This is a genomic window from Rothia koreensis, assembly GCF_004136575.1.
Taxonomy (GTDB): Bacteria; Actinomycetota; Actinomycetes; order Actinomycetales; family Micrococcaceae; genus Rothia; species Rothia koreensis.
This window is the reverse complement of record NZ_NOIQ01000015.1, coordinates 15,314-32,499: the sequence shown is the minus strand read 5'-3', so window position 1 is coordinate 32,499 and position 17,186 is coordinate 15,314. Positions and strand designations below refer to the sequence as shown.

Below are 17,186 nucleotides of genomic sequence, written 5' to 3'. Positions count from 1 at the left end.
TGCGAGGTGCACTGAGCGGTCGAATCGATGACTGCGCCGGCTCACCGGTGCGGAGCAGGAGAACCGATGGTCGAACAGAACGAGGAAACGCCGGACCGGTCCGCGAACCAGGAGCGGACGGATGAACTCGGCACCCCGGACAAGGCTGCAGAGCCGGAAACGACGCCGACCGAGACCGCGGCAGAAGAGCCCGCCGAGGGAAACGACGACGAGGTCGTTTCCGGTGACGCCGAGGTCAGCGGGGAAGACGAGAGTGAAATCGCCGCCGACTATCTGGAAGAACTTCTCGACATCGCGGACCTGGACGGGGACATCGACATCGAGGTCCGCCAGAACCGCGCGTACATCTCCGTGGTGACCGAGGAGAACGAAGAGGACCTGGAACTGCTGGTCGGCCGCCGTGGTGAGGTTTTGGATTCTCTGCAGGAACTGGTTCGGCTCTCCGTGCTCGCTTCCACGGGGCAGCGGTCACGTCTGATTCTCGACGTCGCCGGTTACAGGGATCGTCGTGGAGATGAGCTGAAGACCATGGCAGAGGACGCCATCGCCTCGGTCAAGGATTCGGGCAATGCATGCCACCTCAAACCGTTGAGCCCGTACGAACGCAAGATTGTCCACGACATCGTGGCCGAGAACGGATTGCACTCCGAATCCGAGGGCGAGGGATCGAAGCGGCACATCGTCATCTCGGTCGAGGCAACAAGGGACGACGTCGTCGAGGGTGACGCGTGAACTCCGAGAAGATCGAACTCTCCGGTGAAGACCTCCTCGCGGCGACATCGGTGTTCGGAGATCGCCTTCCCCAGGCGGAACGCTATGTAGAGCACCTGGCGACCAGCGGCATCGAGCGTGGCCTGATAGGCCCCAGAGAGCTCCCCCGCCTCTGGTCCAGGCACGTCCTCAACTGCGCTGTGGTCCAGGAGCTCATCGGGCCGGACCAGCGTGTTGCCGACGTGGGCTCCGGCGCGGGCCTGCCCGGTCTGTGCCTGGCCATCGCCCGGCCCGACCTCTACATCACGCTCATCGAACCCCTCGAACGCCGGATCATATGGCTGGACGAGGTGATCGAGGACCTCGGAATCGAGAACGTCGACCTGCGACGCGGCCGTGCGGAGCAATTGGTCGGTGACATCGACGTCGACGTCGTGACCGCCAGAGCAGTATCCGCCCTCGTCGGGCTGCTGGACATTACGTTGCCTCTGTTGCGAGGTACGGGGCAGCTCTTGGCCCTGAAGGGCAAATCGGCCGAGGAAGAGATCCAGAAGTCGAAGAAGAAGCTCGACAAGTACGGGGTGAGGTCCACAGAGATCGTCACAGTCGGGGAAGATGTCCTCGAACAACCGACGACAGTGGTCCACATCGGCCTCTGAGCGTCCTGTGGCGCTGTGAGGCGGACTCCGGCGGGCGTTCGCGCCGTCGAGTGTGTTTCGTCCACACAACGGGATCGTGCCACTTCCTTAAAGCCTGAACGGGTACCCTGGACTGATGTGTAATCAAGCATCGGATCGTGAAATGGAGACCTGGTGGTAGGAAGACATAGGGCACCCGACGACGGGATGCCACCCAACCCACAAGATCAATCCGAAACGGTTGTTCCGGATCAGGGACGCCATGTTTCACATGAAACGATCGATTCCATCACGTCGCGGATCGCCATATCGGACCGCCTCAAATCCCCCGTTGCGAGAGAGCTAATGAACGAGAAGAAGCGCTGGAAGCAGCTGGCCAAGCAACCGGTTCCCCGCCCCGATCACACGCGAGTGCTGACCATCAGCAACCAAAAGGGCGGAGTCGGCAAAACGAGCACGGCGGTCAACCTGGCGGCGGCCATGGCGGACCGTGGCTTCGAGACCCTGGTCGTTGACATCGATCCCCAAGGCAATGCGTCGACGGCACTGAATATCGAGCACGGCATGGACGTCGACTCGACCTATGACGTGCTCATCGAGGGGACGCCCGTCAAGGATGTCGTCAGGCAGTGCCCCGATTACCCCAATCTGTACTGCATTCCATCCAATATCGACTTGGCGGGAGCCGAGATCGAGTTGGTGTCACTCGTGGCCCGGGAACAGCGATTGGATCGGGCTCTGCGGGAGTACGCGGAGGCTCGCGAGGAAGCGGGATTCCCCCGCCTCGACTACATCTTCATCGACTGCCCGCCGTCCCTGGGCCTACTCACGATCAATGCGTTCGTGGCCGCCAAAGAGGTTCTGATACCCATTCAGTGCGAATACTACGCACTCGAGGGGTTGAGTCAGCTCCTCAAGAATATTGAATTGGTGCAAAAGCACTTGAACCCCACGCTTCGGGTCAGCACGATTCTCCTGACCATGTACGACGGTCGAACCAATCTGGCGTCGCAAGTCGCAGACGAGGTCAGGCAGCACTTCCCGGACGAGGTTCTGAATGCCATGATTCCCAGGTCCGTCCGGATATCCGAAGCTCCGAGTTACCAGCAGACTGTGCTGACGTACGATCCTCAGTCCACAGGTGCATTGTCCTACCTCGAAGCAGCTGTGGAAATAGCGCAGCGAGGCGCGAACTGAGTTCCAACTGATCGACGTTCTGCTCCCCTCGCGCATGTGCACGTCGCGTGGTCTCTTTCCCCGTCGCTCAGAGAGCGTCCGTTGGTGTCCGTGAAAGTGCTGCGCAATCGGTTGAGCTTAGAACGGCCAAGGCAAGTGACGCCTGAGGACCTGCGCGGCGGTTGAGGCCGAGCTCGTTCAGGCTATCCGACATGGTCTGGAAGCGGGGCCGTTTCACGTGAAACAATCCGCGGATGCCCCTACTACGTCCCTGCCACGGTGTGGATCTGGAAGCAGCGGGTCTCCCCCATTCTGGAGCCTCAAGAGGGTCACCGTTTCACGTGAAACGGGCTGCAGGCTTGTCCACGCGTGACATATGGACGGTTTTGGGCGCGCCGGCTCAATGAACAGTACGCTGATCGCGACTTCGGAACATAGGCATGAGGCGCGTCAGATCCTTCCGGGGCTGGTTCTGTGGTCGTACGCTCATTTGGTCCGTTTCACGTGAAACCGGGAGCAGGAATACCAACTCGCTCGTACGTAGAAAAGTGTCGAAGCCTGTGAATGTGAACCCCGAGGTCCATGGTGAGTTCAGCGCCAGGCGCAGGTTTGGCCGCGGGGTGCAAAGGATTCATTCGATAGTATCTAGTGGCGCTGTGGCGTGTCGGTAAATATCGGGAACGGCCCTGGAGTCCGTGTGGTCACGTGGCCTAGTCCTGCCGTTGTGCATGCACGTCGTTTCACGTGAAACGGACGAGGCAGGAGTGGATTCCGAGGGTCCGACCGCACCGGATCGAAGAGAACAGGACCAGCAGCCTACTCCGTTGATTGAGCGCCGGACTCCTGCGCATCATTGTCCACGGTTTCACGTGAAACGGTCGCCACGGACTCCAGTTCGTAAGGTGCACGAATGACATGAAATAGATGGTGCCGGACCGACCGCATTGCCAACAATGCTGTTGGGGCACTATAGACTGGAGTCAGTACCCAACATATGAAGAAGGAGCACCGTGGCTGAAAAGAGACGTGGACTGGGCCGGGGCTTGGGATCGCTCATTCCGAGCTCACCAGCAGGGGAGTCCGAGGAACAAGGGGTCGACAGCACGTCTGGGCCAAATGGGAAGGTGGATCCCGAAGGCGGCGTTTCACGTGAAACAAGTGAGGCATCGACTGCTCGCGCATCCAAGACGTCCGCTGCCTCCAAGAAATCGAACGCAAGCTCGACCAAGGGCACCGGCGAGAATCGGGAGTACAGATCCGGCACACAGTCCAAAGCCAAGAACGGGAAGGCGAGTGCCGCATCGGCAGGTGGAAAGCGCGAGAATTCCGGCGCAGACGGCAAGGAGTCGCCCCAGACGTCAGGTAAGACATCGTCACGTCGGACGTCCAGTAGTTCGTCGAACAAATCGCCCAAGGTGTCTGAGAACGCAACCGAGGGATCCGGGTCCAAAGGCCCGTCGTCGCAGAAGACCGCAGGGTCGGAGGGCTCCTCGGGCTCGGACGGCAAGGCACGCGGTACGCGGAAATCCGGCACCCCCAGGGCAGACATGGGCGCGGCGTTGCGAAAGAGTGCGGGTGGCCGCCGGCCCGTGGACTTCTTCTTCCAACCGTCGGAGTCGGCGAGTGCTGATGCCCCGGACTCAAGCTCCGAACTGGACAACCGGCGTGAGCCCCTGGGCTCTGCCGAGAAGTCGATCGATGAATCCGCCGTTCCTGCAAGCGGTGCTTCTACTGATTCCGCAGAAGACAAGAAGTCGGGCACGAATCAGTCCGTTTCACGTGAAACGGGGCAGAATGCGACCGCTTCTTCATCGACAGCCCAGCCTGAGGAGACTGCCAATGGGGAAGCGGAGGGTCCCACCCTGATTCCCGTGCCAGGGGCGCATTTTGGGGATATCCCGGTCTCTGACATTCACCCCAACCGGAAGCAACCACGGCAGGAATTTGATGAAGACGAGATGGAGGAGCTCGTCCACTCCATCCGGGAAATCGGGCTTCTCCAACCCATCGTGATTCGTCCAAGTCGGGAAGAGGGTGACGCCAAGTACGAACTCGTGATGGGTGAGCGACGCTGGCGAGCTACCCAGAGGGCTGGTCTCGAGACCATTCCCGCCATCGTTCGCCAAACCCAAGACGTTGATCTGTTGCGCGATGCACTGCTGGAGAATCTCCACAGGAGCCAGCTCAACCCCTTGGAAGAAGCGGCCGCGTATCAACAGCTTCTCAACGAGTTCGGTACAACCCAGGATGAGCTGGCCCTGAAAATCGGCCGGTCAAGGCCGCAGATCTCCAATACCATCCGGTTGCTGCGCCTTCCTGCCTTGGTCCAGCGTCGGGTGGCCGCCGGAATTCTGTCCGCGGGCCATGCACGTGCGCTATTGGCTCTGACCGATCCTGCGGCCATGGAGCGCCTCGCGCAGCGCATTGTGGCCGAGGGTCTGTCAGTTCGTTCGGTCGAGGAGATTATTCAGTCGGGCGCGGCAGAGAAGGGCGAGCAGAAGCCAAGGAAGCCCGCGACCCCGAATAAGCACCACGAACGACTGGACTACATTGCAGACGCGTTCTCGGACAAGCTCGATACGAACGTGAAAATCAATCTGGGAGCTCGCAAGGGCAAGATGACGATCGAGTTCGCATCGGTCGACGATCTGAACAGGATCATTACTGTTCTGGACCCGAAGATCGAGGGGGAGTAGGCGTCCCGGATTCCTCCTGAGCGGGGATTGATGTAACTACAAAGACGCCGCCTCGTTTCACGTGAAACGAGGCGGCGTCTTTGTTCCAGGGTGTCAGCTGACGAGAGAGTCAGCCGAGGAACTCGGCGAATTCCTTCTCCAGGACGGCCTTCGGTTTGGCGCCGACAGAGGTCTTGGCGACGTCGCCGTCCTTGAACACGTAGATCGCGGGAATCGAGGTGATGCCGTACTTCGCAGCCGTTTCACCGTTTTCGTCCACATTCAACTTCACGACGTCGACCTTGCCCGCGTGTTCTTCGGCAATCTGATCGAGAACCGGGCCAACCTGGCGGCAGGGTCCGCACCATTCTGCCCAGAAATCGACGATGACCGGACGGTCGTTCTTGAGGACATCATCTTCGAACGTGGCGTCAGAGACAGCCTTTGCGTTGCTCATTGTTTTTCCTTTCGCTGTGGTTGGTCGTCGACCTCGTCGTAACGATGTCGGTCAGAGGGATTCGAGGTAGTGCTGGGCGTCGATCGCGGCCACACAACCCGAGCCCGCGGCCGTAATGGCCTGCCTGTAGGTGGGATCAATGACGTCGCCGGCAGCGAAAACGCCAGGAACATTCGTTTTGGAGGACCTGCCGTTCACTGCAATGGTTCCCTCAGGAGTCAGCTCCAATTGGTCCTTCACGAGGTCGGTACGGGGATCCGAACCGATCGCCACGAACAGACCGTCGACCTCGAGGCGCTGAGTCAGTCCCGACTTGAGGTTTTCCACCTGGAGGGCCTCGGTCTTGGCCTCACCTTCGATACCGACCACTGCGGAGTCCCAAATGAAGGTGATCTTCGGGTTGTTGAGTGCCCGCTCCTGCATGATTTCAGATGCCCTGAGCGAATCGCGTCGATGAATGATCGTCACGTTCGATGCGAAGTTGGTCAGGAACAGGGCCTCTTCGAGAGCGGAATCGCCGCCGCCGACGACGGCGATCGGCTTGTCCTTGAAAAAGAAACCGTCACAGGTTGCGCACCAGCTGACTCCGTGGCCGGACAGGCGGGTTTCGTCGTCCAGACCCAACTTCCGGTATTCCGAGCCCGTGGAGATGATGACGGCCTTCGCCCAGTGAACCGTGCCGTCCTGGAGGGTGATCTTCTTGACCTCGCCTTCCAGCTCGACCGAATCGACGTCCTCGTACTGGATGTCGGCGCCGAAACGCTCCGCCTGCTGCTGCATATTGGCCATCAACTCGGGTCCCTGAATGCCTTCAATGAAGCCCGGGTAGTTCTCCACCTCTGTGGTGGTCATGAGGTCACCACCTGCCGCGACGGAGCTGGCGAACACCACCGGCTGCAGATTGGCCCGTGCAGCGTAGACGGCCGCGGTGTAGCCGGCCGGGCCCGACCCGATGATTGCGATGTCGTGAACACGGTCCGAACCGTCTTCCCGTGGTTCGGTCTCCGCTACGTTCTGGGTCTTCACGTCGATCAGGGAACCCGATCCCTGGGAGAACACGCTGTCGGTCACTTATTTCCTTCCGTGCGGGCCATGCGCTGGCCTGTGCGAGAAGGCCCGCGCACTCCGGCGTCGGGCCCCTACGATGATCTGATGGTTGAAACCTGAGGAGGTCCGTAAATATTCCGCATCGAAAGAGCCGACCCCGCGGAGACCCGTGGTCGGCTCCACAGGAGATCAGAAGGCGGTGCCCAGAGGCTACTTCACGCTGATCTCTCCGACGTGGAGACCGTAGTTGTAGCCGCCGATGGGCTGGCTGACCTGCGGGAGCTGGGTCACGTAGACGATCACGTACTTGGCGTCTTTCGACGCGGCGTCGCCGGACAGATCCACGGTGGTCGGGCCGTTGGAGAAGGAACCTTCGCCGGCCTTGGTCGCGCCGTCGATGCTGGGGGAGTCACTCGTGTAGACGGTGAACTGGCCGCCATTGCTCTTGGGGGTGTTGACCGTGACCTGCTTGACCTTCGTCGGTTCCTTCAACTCGGCCGCGATCCCCAGCCCCTGAATCAGCTGACCGAAGCTCGGATTGGAGAACCCATAGCTGGTCCAGTAGGAGGACGGATTGCCGTCAAAAGCTTTGCTCAGGGTCGAGTCCTGGTCGGACATGAAGTCCGGATTGTCAGGGATCACCCGGGACACGTTCGCGACTTCGGGCTTGGTGGAGGACCCCGAGGTCGAAGTCTGTGACTCGGACGGGGACTCGGAACCACTCTCGGCCGAACTCACGGTCCCGCTGGGTGAAGAGCTGGAGCCCGAAACCAGGGAGCCCAATTTGTTGAACCCGAAGATCACCAACAGGACCAACAGAATGACGACGACCGCGGCGGTGATCCACACGCCCGCCGGAGTTCGGCGACGCGGACGATCGTCGTAGTATTCGTCGTCGTCATCGTAGTACGGTTCCTCGGGTTCGTCGTAGTCCCCATAGTTCCCGTAGTCCCCGGCCGGCGCGAAGTCGTCGTCCTGGTACTGGTAGCGATTGTCGCCGTCGTAGGAGCTGTCCTCGTCGCGCAGTGACGCCGCAGCGGCCGCGCTGGATCCCCCGGCGACGTCGGTTGCGGCACGGTCGAAGAGGGTGCCACCGCCCTGGGAGGACTGGGACGAACGCCGCGCGGGGGGCTCCTCCCCGAAGGCCTCGTAATCAGCATCCGTCCACTCGGTGACCGGGGAGGTCTCTTCCGCGTGGTCCTGCGCGACCTCTTCCTGGGGGGATGTCACCGTGCCGACCTGCTCGTAGTCGGACGACGTCGCTGCCGGTGCGCTGTCCGCGCCGAAGATCTCGCCGCCGAGTTCCTCGTTCTCCGAGCCCTCTTCTTCCCGGCTCTCTGTCAGGAGCAGATCCAGGAGATCGTTGGCGGGAGCGTGGGATGTGATCAGGTAGGTCACTTCGTCGGATTGCCCGAGGTCCAAGACCTGGAGACTCCCGGAGCGCGAACCGGTCGCGATGTCACGGGCATTCTCGATCAGAAGATCACTGTGCTCAGCGCTGGCAACGAGAATTGAAACCTTGCGCTCCAGGACCTGGTCCTTGCCGTCGAGCACTTGGTCCTGCGCCGCGGTGGTAACGATCTGAGCGGTCACTTTGTACCGGCCACCGAGTACGGTGCCGAGCTGAATCGCCTGCGTCAAGAATACCCCCGCGCTGAGTTGGGTCGTAGTAACAGTTAGATGATACCGGCGTCACGGTCCGAGTGGTCCGAATTACCTGCCGAGACGCGACATCAACGGTTTGAGCATGCTGTCCAGCTCGCGGACTCGGAAGACCCGGAGGGCACAGAAGTAGACGGCTCCCATGACCAAGCCACCGATCAGAATCGTTACGAGGGCCGTGATCTGGTTGCGCCAGGCGAAGCCGTCGAACGCGGCGCCACCCATCAGGTGCAGGACCACGAAGCCGACGACGCCGGCAACGATCGCGGAAATTGTGACCCGCAGGTGAGTCTTGACGATGCTTCCGAGGTCGTAGTCCCCGAGCCAGCGACGCAGCCCCCGGTGGAAGAGGAGCGTGGCCAGAATATTCTGCAACGCGTAGAGCCCAGCAAGACAGAACACGATGTACTGCGGCGGGAGCTTGCCGACCGCGAAACCCAGGACAATCACGATCACCGCGGAGATCGCCTGGTTGATCATGGGCGTCTTGGCATCCTCGTGGGCATAGAACGCACGCCCCATCATGAAGGCGATCGTCAGGAACGGCCCACCGAGGGCAATGATCGAAATGACCTGTCCGATGACCGCACCCTGGGCCGGATCTCCACCACCGAACAGCATGCCGACCGGGCCGGCGTAGACCACGAGGGCGACCGCGCAGAAAATGGTCGCGACCGAAGCCACGCGCAGACCGCGGGAGAGGGTCTGCACCAGGGAGGCGTCGTCGTTCTCGTCAGCGAAGCGAGACATCTGGTTGAAGAGAACCGTGGCGATAGACAGCCCGATGACGCCGTGCGGCAACTGGTACAGCATGGTGGACTGGTCGAGAACGTTGTTGCCGGCAATCGGATGGGAGAAGTCCTGTTGGGCTCCCTCGGGCTTGGTGGCAATACGGGCCAGGAACAGGAAGGACAGATTGGCGACGACGCCGGTCGCCAGGGTCCAGCTTCCGATGCGGGCCGCCGTGCCGAGACCGATACCCCGCCATCCCAGCTTGATGCCGAGACCGAGCTTCAATGCCTTGAGGGGAATAAACAGGATCAGCGCCTGGGCCGCGACGCCGATGGTCGCCATGCCGGCGAGCCAGAACGTCTTGTTCGCGTTCCAGTTGGACGGGTCGTGGTGCGCGGTGCCCCACGAGCCGAACATGAAAATGAACACCAGGAGCGAGACGATCGCCACCAGATTGTTCAACACGGGAGCCCACATGTAGGCGCCGAACGCGCCTCGCGCATTGAGGATCTGCCCGACCACGGTGTAGAGGCCGTAGAAGAAGATCTGCGGGAAGCACCAGAGGGCGAAGGTCGTGCCGAAATCAATCTTCTCGGGCGACCAACCATTGGCCATGATGGTGATGATCGGGCGCGCACACAGGACCACGATCGCGGTGATGACGAACAAACCGATGACCGCCAGAGACAGAAGGCGGGAGATGTAATCGGCGCCGCCGTCCGGCTTCTTGGACGCCTTGATGATCTGGGGGACCAGGACGGCATTGAATACGCCGGCAGCGACCAGCACGTAAATCAGGTTCGGCAAGGTGTTGGCGAGTGCGAAGACGTTGCCGGCCGTCGTCGAGGCTCCGATGGCAATGGCCAGGAGCATGGTCTTGACGAAGCCCAAGAGGCGGGAAACCATGGTTCCCGCGGCCATGATGGCGCTGGAACGAGCACCAGTTCGTGCCATATTTGCTAAGCCCTATCGATGAATTCTTCGGATCGGCACCCGCCCGGAAAGCCAGCCCTGCGGTTCTAGATCTGGTGGATGATGTATTCCCGAGCGATGTCCGCAATCCTACGTTCGTTCGGAAACGAGAGTTTACGCCCCAAATCGTCGATGTCGGACCATGCCACGTCGATCGCCTCGTGGTCGGGGTCCTTCTCGGTGGTCAGGTAGCCGCCCGTAGCCTTCAGCAGGAAGTGGTGCACCGTTTTGTGGACCCTGTGACCGGAAACGGTGAACCAGTAGTCAATCGAGCCCAGCGGGGCCAGGATACGACCCGCGATGCCGGTCTCCTCCTCGATTTCCCGACATGCTGCTTCCTCGTTGCTCTCTTCGCCCTCCGGGTGTCCCTTCGGCAGGCACCACTCCAGGCGCCCCCCTCGGTTGATGCGGGCGATGATCGCGACAGGATGTCCCGGGGTCTCCAGATCGACGACGATACCCCCGGCAGAGACTTCTTCCACCGTGGGCAAGGGGGAAGGCGGGGTGAATGCCCGCTTCTTCGGCGCCCGGGGTACTGGAAAAGTCATACGTCCACCTTACAGAGTCACACCTTGACACGTGCTGGGAGACCGCGTGTGTGACCTTTGTTCAATGGGTCCTTCTGCGCTTTGAAGCGCCCCATGGCGGGGTTTTCTGGCACGATTTAAGGACTATGGTTAACCTCTTTGACAGCTCATCCATTCACCCTGCCGCCCTGGACCTCGGAAAGCTCTTCGAAGCCAGAGGATTCGAGCTGTCGCTCGTGGGTGGCCCCGTGCGCGATCTCTTCCTCGGGTCGGCGGCGCTGGACCTCGATTTCACCACCAATGCAACGCCCGACGAGACGCTCGACGTCGCCCGCGACTGGGCCGATGCCCACTGGGAAATAGGCCGCGAGTTCGGGACCATCGGTCTGCGCAAGGGTGACGCGATGATCGAGGTGACCACCTATCGCGCCGAAGCATACGACCCGGACTCCAGGAAACCCATGGTTGCGTTCGCACGGAAGCTCGAGGACGACCTCTTCCGGCGCGACTTCACGATCAACGCGATGGCGCTGAGGCTTCCGAGCCTGGACCTGGTTGACCCCTATGGCGGCATCAAAGACCTCTCGGCAGGCATTCTTCGCACACCGGGCAAGCCTGAGGACTCCTTCTCCGATGATCCCTTGCGGATGATGCGGGCCGCGCGGTTCGTCTCCCGGCTCGATGTCGACCCGTCCACGGACCTGGTTGCGGCCATGACGGACATGGCCGAGCGCATCCGTATCATCTCCGCAGAACGGGTCCGGGACGAACTGATCAAACTGATCAACGGTGACAACCCGCGTCGCGGCGTCGAACTCCTGGTCAGCACGGGGCTCGCCGACTATGTGCTGCCGGAGATCCCTGCCCTCAAGCTGGAGACCGACGCTCAGCACCACCACAAGGACGTCTACGAGCACTCACTGACCGTGTTGATGCAGGCGAAGGACCGGGAGACCGACGGCGACGGCCCCGTTCCCGCCCCCGACTTCACCTTGCGATTCGCGGCCCTCATGCACGACGTCGGGAAGCCCGCCACACGGAAACTGGACGGTACCGGGGCGGTGAGTTTTCGTCACCACGACGTCGTGGGAGCGAAACTGGTCAAGAAACGCATGCGCGCCCTCCGGTTCGACAACGAGACGATCAAGAACGTGGCGCGCCTGGTCGAGCTGCATATGCGTTTCTACGGATATGGGGAGGCCGGGTGGACCGACTCTGCGGTTCGCCGCTACGTGAGGGACGCGGGGGAGCAGCTCGAGAGGCTTCACCGTCTGACCCGGTCCGATGTGACGACGCGGAACAAGAAGAAGGCCCAGCGCCTGGCCCACGCCTACGACGACCTGGAGCGCCGCATCGGGGAACTCGCCGAGCAGGAAGAACTCGATTCGATGCGCCCGGACCTCGACGGCCAGCAGATCATGGCGATTCTGGGGATCGATCCGGGACCTATGGTCGGCAAGGCATATAACTATTTGCTCAATGTCCGGTTGGACGAAGGTTCCCTCGGCGAGGAAGAGGCCGAACGACGCCTGAAAGAATGGTGGGCCTCCTCCGACGACTCATGATGCGGAATTAGGGCACTGACTTGGAAATACCCTTTACTGGTGGATACGTTGTGAAGATCACTCGTACCACCAATTCAGAGGTATCCCATGGCACATTCGGCAGACGGAGGGAACTCCGAGCCTCAGGACCAGAACCAAGACCCCGAGTTGCGCAATGACGCTGAGGATTCCGATCAGAGATCTGGCACTGATCGAAACGAATCGTCTGGCACTCAAAAGCATGAGGCGACCAACGGCCAAGTGCCTCAAGACGGGGCCAAAGGAGTCTTGACGCGAGCTTCAACCTGGACCACGTCACTGGTTGTGGCTGTCGGGACGTATGTCTCCATGCTCATCGCATCCGTGGTCCTGGGGATCATTTTTGTGGCCAGCATAAAGAGCGGAATGTCGGATGTTCCTGCAGAAGTGGGCGACTACAGCCAAATCTTCGGTGATTTCTCCGGCGTGTACTCTGCCGTGGCGTTGATCTTCCAGCTCGTCGCAATGTCGATGGGCGGAACACTTCACTGGAAACTGACGGATGGAACCGGCTACTCGAGCGATTCCATCACAATTTCCGCACACATCCTGCCTCTTGTGGTTACAGCGGTTGGAGCAATCGTCCTTTTTGTTGCGTCACGTTTGGTGACTAAGTGGCAGCTGAGGAACGGTCACCACATCACGAGCGTGGGCATCTGGCTGTCTGCGCTTGCTTCTGCAGTCATGCTCGTGGCGGTCACAGTGATCCTCACTCTTGCACTCGCTGGGCGAGGAAGCATCGAGGTGATCATGTCGCCGGTGAAGTATCACTTCACCGCCATGAGCCCACAGGTGGTACTTTACCCGCTGATCTTCGGAACCTTGATTTCCGTATGGGGGCGCCGGTCAGCGAGTGGCTCGATGCCGAACCGCGTGTCCGACGTTATTCATCGCTTCTGTCCTGGGGTGGCGGTTGCTGCCAACCTAACCGGGGCCTACGCGGCCTCCGTCACCGCACTCGTAGCGATCGTTGCGTCCGTCGTAGCAGCCGTACGGGAGAGCATCGGATCTGGTGCTCTGGCACTCTTTTACGGGTGGCCTGGGGCCGTCGACCTCCTGGCTATGGGGCATATCAGTGGTGTGCAGTCTTCATGGGGAACTGTGGGAGGTAGCGACCATACGACGATGTACTTGTGGTCTGATGATTTCGTCGATGGGCTGACTGCATGGCCGATGCTGATCTGGCTTGTCATCGTGGTCGGCATTCTCCTGCTCTCCGTAGCCTGGTTTGGCCGCCGCCCGCGGACCTTTTCCACATCGAGTTGGTTCGTCATGCCCATAGTCTTTCTGCTCCTTGGATTCGTCATCCTCTGGATGGGAACAGTGGGCATCGGGGGAGCATTCAGCGGAGAGAGTGGTAGCGGTACAGTTCGACCGGCTTGGTGGACCCCCATCGTTTTCTTGATCTGGGGGTTCTTGGTCGAGGCGCTTGCACGTTACGCTGGGCTCGGACTGTCCCGTGTTCTTCCTGAGAAGTCCAGAACGTGGTTGATGGGAACACCCGCATTGTTGGCTCTTTCCGGGCATCCTCGAGCTTCAGATGGATTAATTGCTGGTGGCTCCGAGGGCACGAGCACCGTCTCTGAGCCTGATGCCCCCCACGACAAGACGAACCGGTCAGCGAGTGGAGGTGCGGCAGAGCAGGCACAACTCCGCGAACCAAAGCCCTTGGATCCGAAGACCAAAAAACGAATTAAGGTCGGGGCGATTGTCGTTGGCGTCATCGTCCTTCTTCTGGCGCTCGCTCTGGGAGGCGTCAAGATTGCGAACGCAACGATTAACAACCCGGACAAGGTTGTCAAGGAATACTTTGACGCGGTCAAGAAGGGTGACGTCGAGAAAGCCGTCGACACGATTGATCCCAACGTTAAGAGCGATCAGAGGGCTTTGCTCACCAAGGACGTCTATGACAAGGCCGACAAGAAGATCACTGACTACGACGTAGAGGATGTCAAGATCAGTGATGACAAGGAGACGGCCGTCGCCAAGGTGTCTGTGACACAGGATCAGAAGACCAGCGACGTCGATGTGAACTTGCGAAAGAAGGGCGGATCCTTCGGGCTTGTCACGTGGGAAATCGACAAGGATCAGTCGGGACTGTACCGAACGGTGGAGTACAAAGTGCCTCAAGGAGTGGATTCGGTGAAGGTCAACGGTACGGACGTCAAACTGCCGGAATCAGCGACAGCTTCCCCAAGCCCCAGTTCGTCGTCCTACGGTTTCTACGGTTCTGACGACTCCTCGTCCGCTCAAACCATGACATTCACTGTGCTCCCGGGTCAGTACAAGTTCTCGGCACCGGAGGGCGGAAAGTACATCACCTACGGCTCGGACCAGAAGGTGGACTCGACGATCGACGGCGGGTCTGAAGAGGTTTCCTTCGAACAGAAGCTGACCGATCAAGCATTGGCCGACGCCGTTACCCGGGCCAACGCCAAGCTGGATGAGTGTACACAGGTCAAGAAGTTTGAAGTCGACGCATGCGGGTTCAAGACCTATTCATCCACTGATGATGACAAAGACCCGCAGTGGAGCATCAAGAAGTATCCCGACTATGGGTTCTCGAATACCGCTGGATCGATCTACTCTCGGTCCTCGAGCGACCTTGAGGAAATCGATCCGTCACATGATCTCTACCTCGGTACTACCAAGAGTGGAGATGCGAAGGTCGACTATCAGCACAAGTCCTACGATGACGAGTGGAAGTCACGGGACTCGACAAGTTCCATCAGCGGAAGCTTCAAGATCAACATCTCAGCCAATGACATGTCGATTGACGACAGCCATGACTTTGATGGCTACTGACCTGAGGTAGAGACAGCTCTACTGTCATTCATACCCTGGTATGAAATCCTCCTCGTTCCCCGGATTCTCAGGGGGCGAGGAGGTTTTTGCTTATAGGGTGGGGCACAGACGACGTTGGACCCGGGTGTTCCGGGTCCGGAAAGGAGCCCCCATGATCGAGGTCTCAGGTCTCTCGAAACACTATGGGTCCAAGCGCGCCGTTGACGACATTTCCTTCACCGTTCAACCGGGCAAGGTCACCGGATTCCTCGGCCCGAACGGTGCCGGCAAGTCCACCACGATGCGCATGATCCTGGGCCTTGAGCGGCCCACCGCGGGACAGGCGCTGGTGGACGGCAAGAAATACAGTCAGCTGTCATCGCCGCTCACCTCGGTCGGCGCCCTGTTGGAAGCGCGTGCCGTGCACCCCCGCCGTAGCGGAATCAACCACCTACGGGCCCTCGCCAGAACTCACGGGATCCCCAATTCCCGGGTGGACGAGGTCATCGACATCACCGGACTGAGCAGCGCGGCCAAGAAAAAGGTCAGCGGGTACTCGCTCGGTATGGGCCAGCGCCTGGGCATTGCTACTGCCATTCTCGGTGACCCCAGCACCGTGATCCTCGACGAACCGGTCAACGGGCTCGACCCCGAAGGCGTCATCTGGGTTCGCCAGATGGCCCGCTACCTTGCCTCACAGGGCAAGACCGTGTTCCTCTCCTCCCACCTCATGTCGGAGATGTCCCAGACCGCGGACCACCTCATCGTGATCGGTCAGGGCAAGGTCCTCGCCGACCAGCCGCTTCAGGACTTCCTCAACCAGACCGGTGATGACCAGGTCCTGGTGCGCACGGACGACCCGGATGGTTTCGCGGAGGCTCTTCGCAGGGACCAGGTGGGGGTCAACAAGCAGGACGACGGTGCCCTCGTCGTGAGCGCCGATGGCCGCGACGTTGCCCAGCGTGCCCAGTCGCAAGGCGTCCTGCTGTGGGAAATCACTCCTCAGCAGGCATCCCTGGAGCAGGTTTACATGTCCATGACCAGCGACTCGGTCGAGTACCGTTCCTCGGACCCGAACGCCGGTTTGGGCTCGGGTGCCGCGAATTCGACGGCGGGTGCCGAATCCACTGGTGGGCATTCGGGCGGCGGCGCGCACACCGCGGCCCAGCCGGAGGCCACCCCGACCGGCCAGGGCGAGAACTACCAGCCTTCGCACTCCACCGAACAGGCTCCCTGGAACCAGGAGGAGAAGTAAGCAATGAGTACTGTCGCAGATACGAATTCTCCCCGAGGCGCGGACACCGCGCGCTCGGCGTCGTCCAAGTACAAACTCTCGTTCTTCGGAGCGTTGAGGTCCGAGTCCCTCAAGTTCCGCACCCTGGTCTCCAGCTGGGTCCTGATGATCGTGACTGCGGTCATCATGATCGGTTTCGCGGCGCTGAGCGCGTTCCAGGCCAAGGACTACGCGGATCAGATGCACGAGGCCATGACTGGGGGAAAGAAGATCCCCGAGTACTACCTGCAGCTCGGTGACCCGAGTGAGTTCGCCCGACAGGCAGTGGACTCCGGCTACGTGTTCGGATACATCATCCTGGGCGCGATGGCCGTGGTCTTCATCGCCTCGGAATTCGGTACCAAGTCGGTCATCTCCACGCTGACGGCCTCGCCCCGGCGCGGCATGGTCTACGTTGCCAAGACCGTGCAGATCACGGTCGTCGCGGCGATCGTCGCGATCGTTTCGGGAGTTCTGGCCTGGGCCGTGACGCAGTGGGTCCTTTCCACCTCGGACATGGACATCACGTTCAAACTCTTCGAAGAACAGACGCTGATGAACATTCTTGGTCTCATCGTCGTCTTCGTGCTCACGGCGTGGATGGGCGTCGGCCTCGGAGCGATCATCCGGAACAACGCCGGAGCGATCGTGATCCTGGTGGTCCTGCTCTTCATCCTGCCGTTGCTGCTCATGCCGTTCCAGTGGGAATGGGTCAGGGACTTCCAGAACTACATTCCCTCGGCCCTGGCGGCGAACCTGACCAACCCGGTCGAACCGATGAAGGACCCCAAGTACGTGGAGTCCGGCGTCTGGTACGCGGTGTGGTCACTGGTTCCCCTGATCCTGGGGTACTTCTCCTTCACGCAGCGTGACCCGAAGTAGAAGCAGGACCGGACCCGGATCGCTCCGGAACCCCTGTGACGATGGCGACGGGAACAAACCCGTCGCC

13 protein-coding genes are annotated in these 17,186 nt (G+C 60.6%); 8 read left to right on the top strand and 5 right to left on the bottom strand.

Annotated features, from left to right (window positions below; translation table 11 throughout):
- Nucleotides 1-66 precede the first annotated feature (66 nt).
- From EWU68_RS09935 to EWU68_RS09920, 4 genes are all read left to right on the top strand, one after another.
- A complete protein-coding gene (locus EWU68_RS09935; protein ID WP_129315976.1) occupies nucleotides 67-732 on the top strand; it encodes a Jag family protein in 666 nt (221 codons plus the stop codon).
- A complete protein-coding gene (gene rsmG / locus EWU68_RS09930; protein ID WP_193554047.1) occupies nucleotides 729-1,370 on the top strand; it encodes a 16S rRNA (guanine(527)-N(7))-methyltransferase RsmG in 642 nt (213 codons plus the stop codon). Before EWU68_RS09935 ends, rsmG begins: the two co-directional genes overlap by 4 nt.
- A gap of 186 nt (nucleotides 1,371-1,556) precedes the next feature.
- A complete protein-coding gene (locus tag EWU68_RS09925) occupies nucleotides 1,557-2,546 on the top strand; it encodes a ParA family protein (RefSeq protein WP_165162138.1) in 990 nt (329 codons plus the stop codon).
- 1,526 nt (nucleotides 2,547-4,072) lie between these two features.
- Nucleotides 4,073-5,221: a ParB/RepB/Spo0J family partition protein gene (locus EWU68_RS09920; protein ID WP_129316007.1), complete on the top strand. Its 1,149-nt coding sequence runs from the start codon at nucleotides 4,073-4,075 to the stop codon at nucleotides 5,219-5,221.
- 109 nt (nucleotides 5,222-5,330) lie between these two features.
- On the opposite strand, the gene trxA is transcribed toward EWU68_RS09920, so the two are convergent.
- From trxA to EWU68_RS09895, 5 genes are all read right to left on the bottom strand, one after another.
- Nucleotides 5,331-5,657, bottom strand: a complete 327-nt coding sequence (gene trxA, locus EWU68_RS09915; RefSeq protein WP_129315974.1) for a thioredoxin — start codon at nucleotides 5,655-5,657, stop codon at nucleotides 5,331-5,333.
- Nucleotides 5,658-5,708: 51 nt separating this feature from the next.
- Nucleotides 5,709-6,689: a thioredoxin-disulfide reductase gene (trxB, locus tag EWU68_RS09910; RefSeq protein ID WP_238692425.1), complete on the bottom strand. Its 981-nt coding sequence runs from the start codon at nucleotides 6,687-6,689 to the stop codon at nucleotides 5,709-5,711.
- Nucleotides 6,690-6,914: 225 nt separating this feature from the next.
- Nucleotides 6,915-8,345, bottom strand: a complete 1,431-nt coding sequence (locus tag EWU68_RS09905; RefSeq protein ID WP_129315972.1) for a discoidin domain-containing protein — start codon at nucleotides 8,343-8,345, stop codon at nucleotides 6,915-6,917.
- Nucleotides 8,346-8,417: 72 nt separating this feature from the next.
- Nucleotides 8,418-10,052: a murein biosynthesis integral membrane protein MurJ gene (gene murJ / locus EWU68_RS09900; protein ID WP_129315971.1), complete on the bottom strand. Its 1,635-nt coding sequence runs from the start codon at nucleotides 10,050-10,052 to the stop codon at nucleotides 8,418-8,420.
- Nucleotides 10,053-10,117: 65 nt separating this feature from the next.
- On the bottom strand, nucleotides 10,118-10,618 hold the full coding sequence (locus tag EWU68_RS09895; protein WP_129315970.1) for an NUDIX hydrolase: 501 nt from the start codon (nucleotides 10,616-10,618) through the stop codon (nucleotides 10,118-10,120).
- A 125-nt stretch (nucleotides 10,619-10,743) separates the two neighbouring features.
- On the opposite strand from EWU68_RS09895, the gene EWU68_RS09890 reads away from it, so the two are divergent.
- The 4 genes from EWU68_RS09890 to EWU68_RS09875 all read left to right on the top strand — a co-directional run bounded on the left by EWU68_RS09890 (nucleotide 10,744) and on the right by EWU68_RS09875 (nucleotide 17,119).
- Nucleotides 10,744-12,162 carry a CCA tRNA nucleotidyltransferase gene (locus EWU68_RS09890; protein WP_129315969.1) on the top strand — a complete coding sequence of 473 codons (1,419 nt, stop codon included), beginning with the start codon at nucleotides 10,744-10,746 and terminating at the stop codon, nucleotides 12,160-12,162.
- Between the two features lie 327 nt (nucleotides 12,163-12,489).
- Nucleotides 12,490-14,985, top strand: coding sequence for a DUF4878 domain-containing protein (locus EWU68_RS09885; RefSeq protein WP_162421482.1), 2,496 nt, complete (start codon nucleotides 12,490-12,492; stop codon nucleotides 14,983-14,985).
- Between the two features lie 151 nt (nucleotides 14,986-15,136).
- Nucleotides 15,137-16,219: an ABC transporter ATP-binding protein gene (locus tag EWU68_RS09880; protein ID WP_129315967.1), complete on the top strand. Its 1,083-nt coding sequence runs from the start codon at nucleotides 15,137-15,139 to the stop codon at nucleotides 16,217-16,219.
- 3 nt (nucleotides 16,220-16,222) lie between these two features.
- Entirely contained in the window at nucleotides 16,223-17,119 is an 897-nt protein-coding gene (locus EWU68_RS09875) for an ABC transporter permease subunit (RefSeq protein WP_129315966.1), read from the top strand.
- The last annotated feature ends 67 nt before the right edge of the window (nucleotides 17,120-17,186 follow it).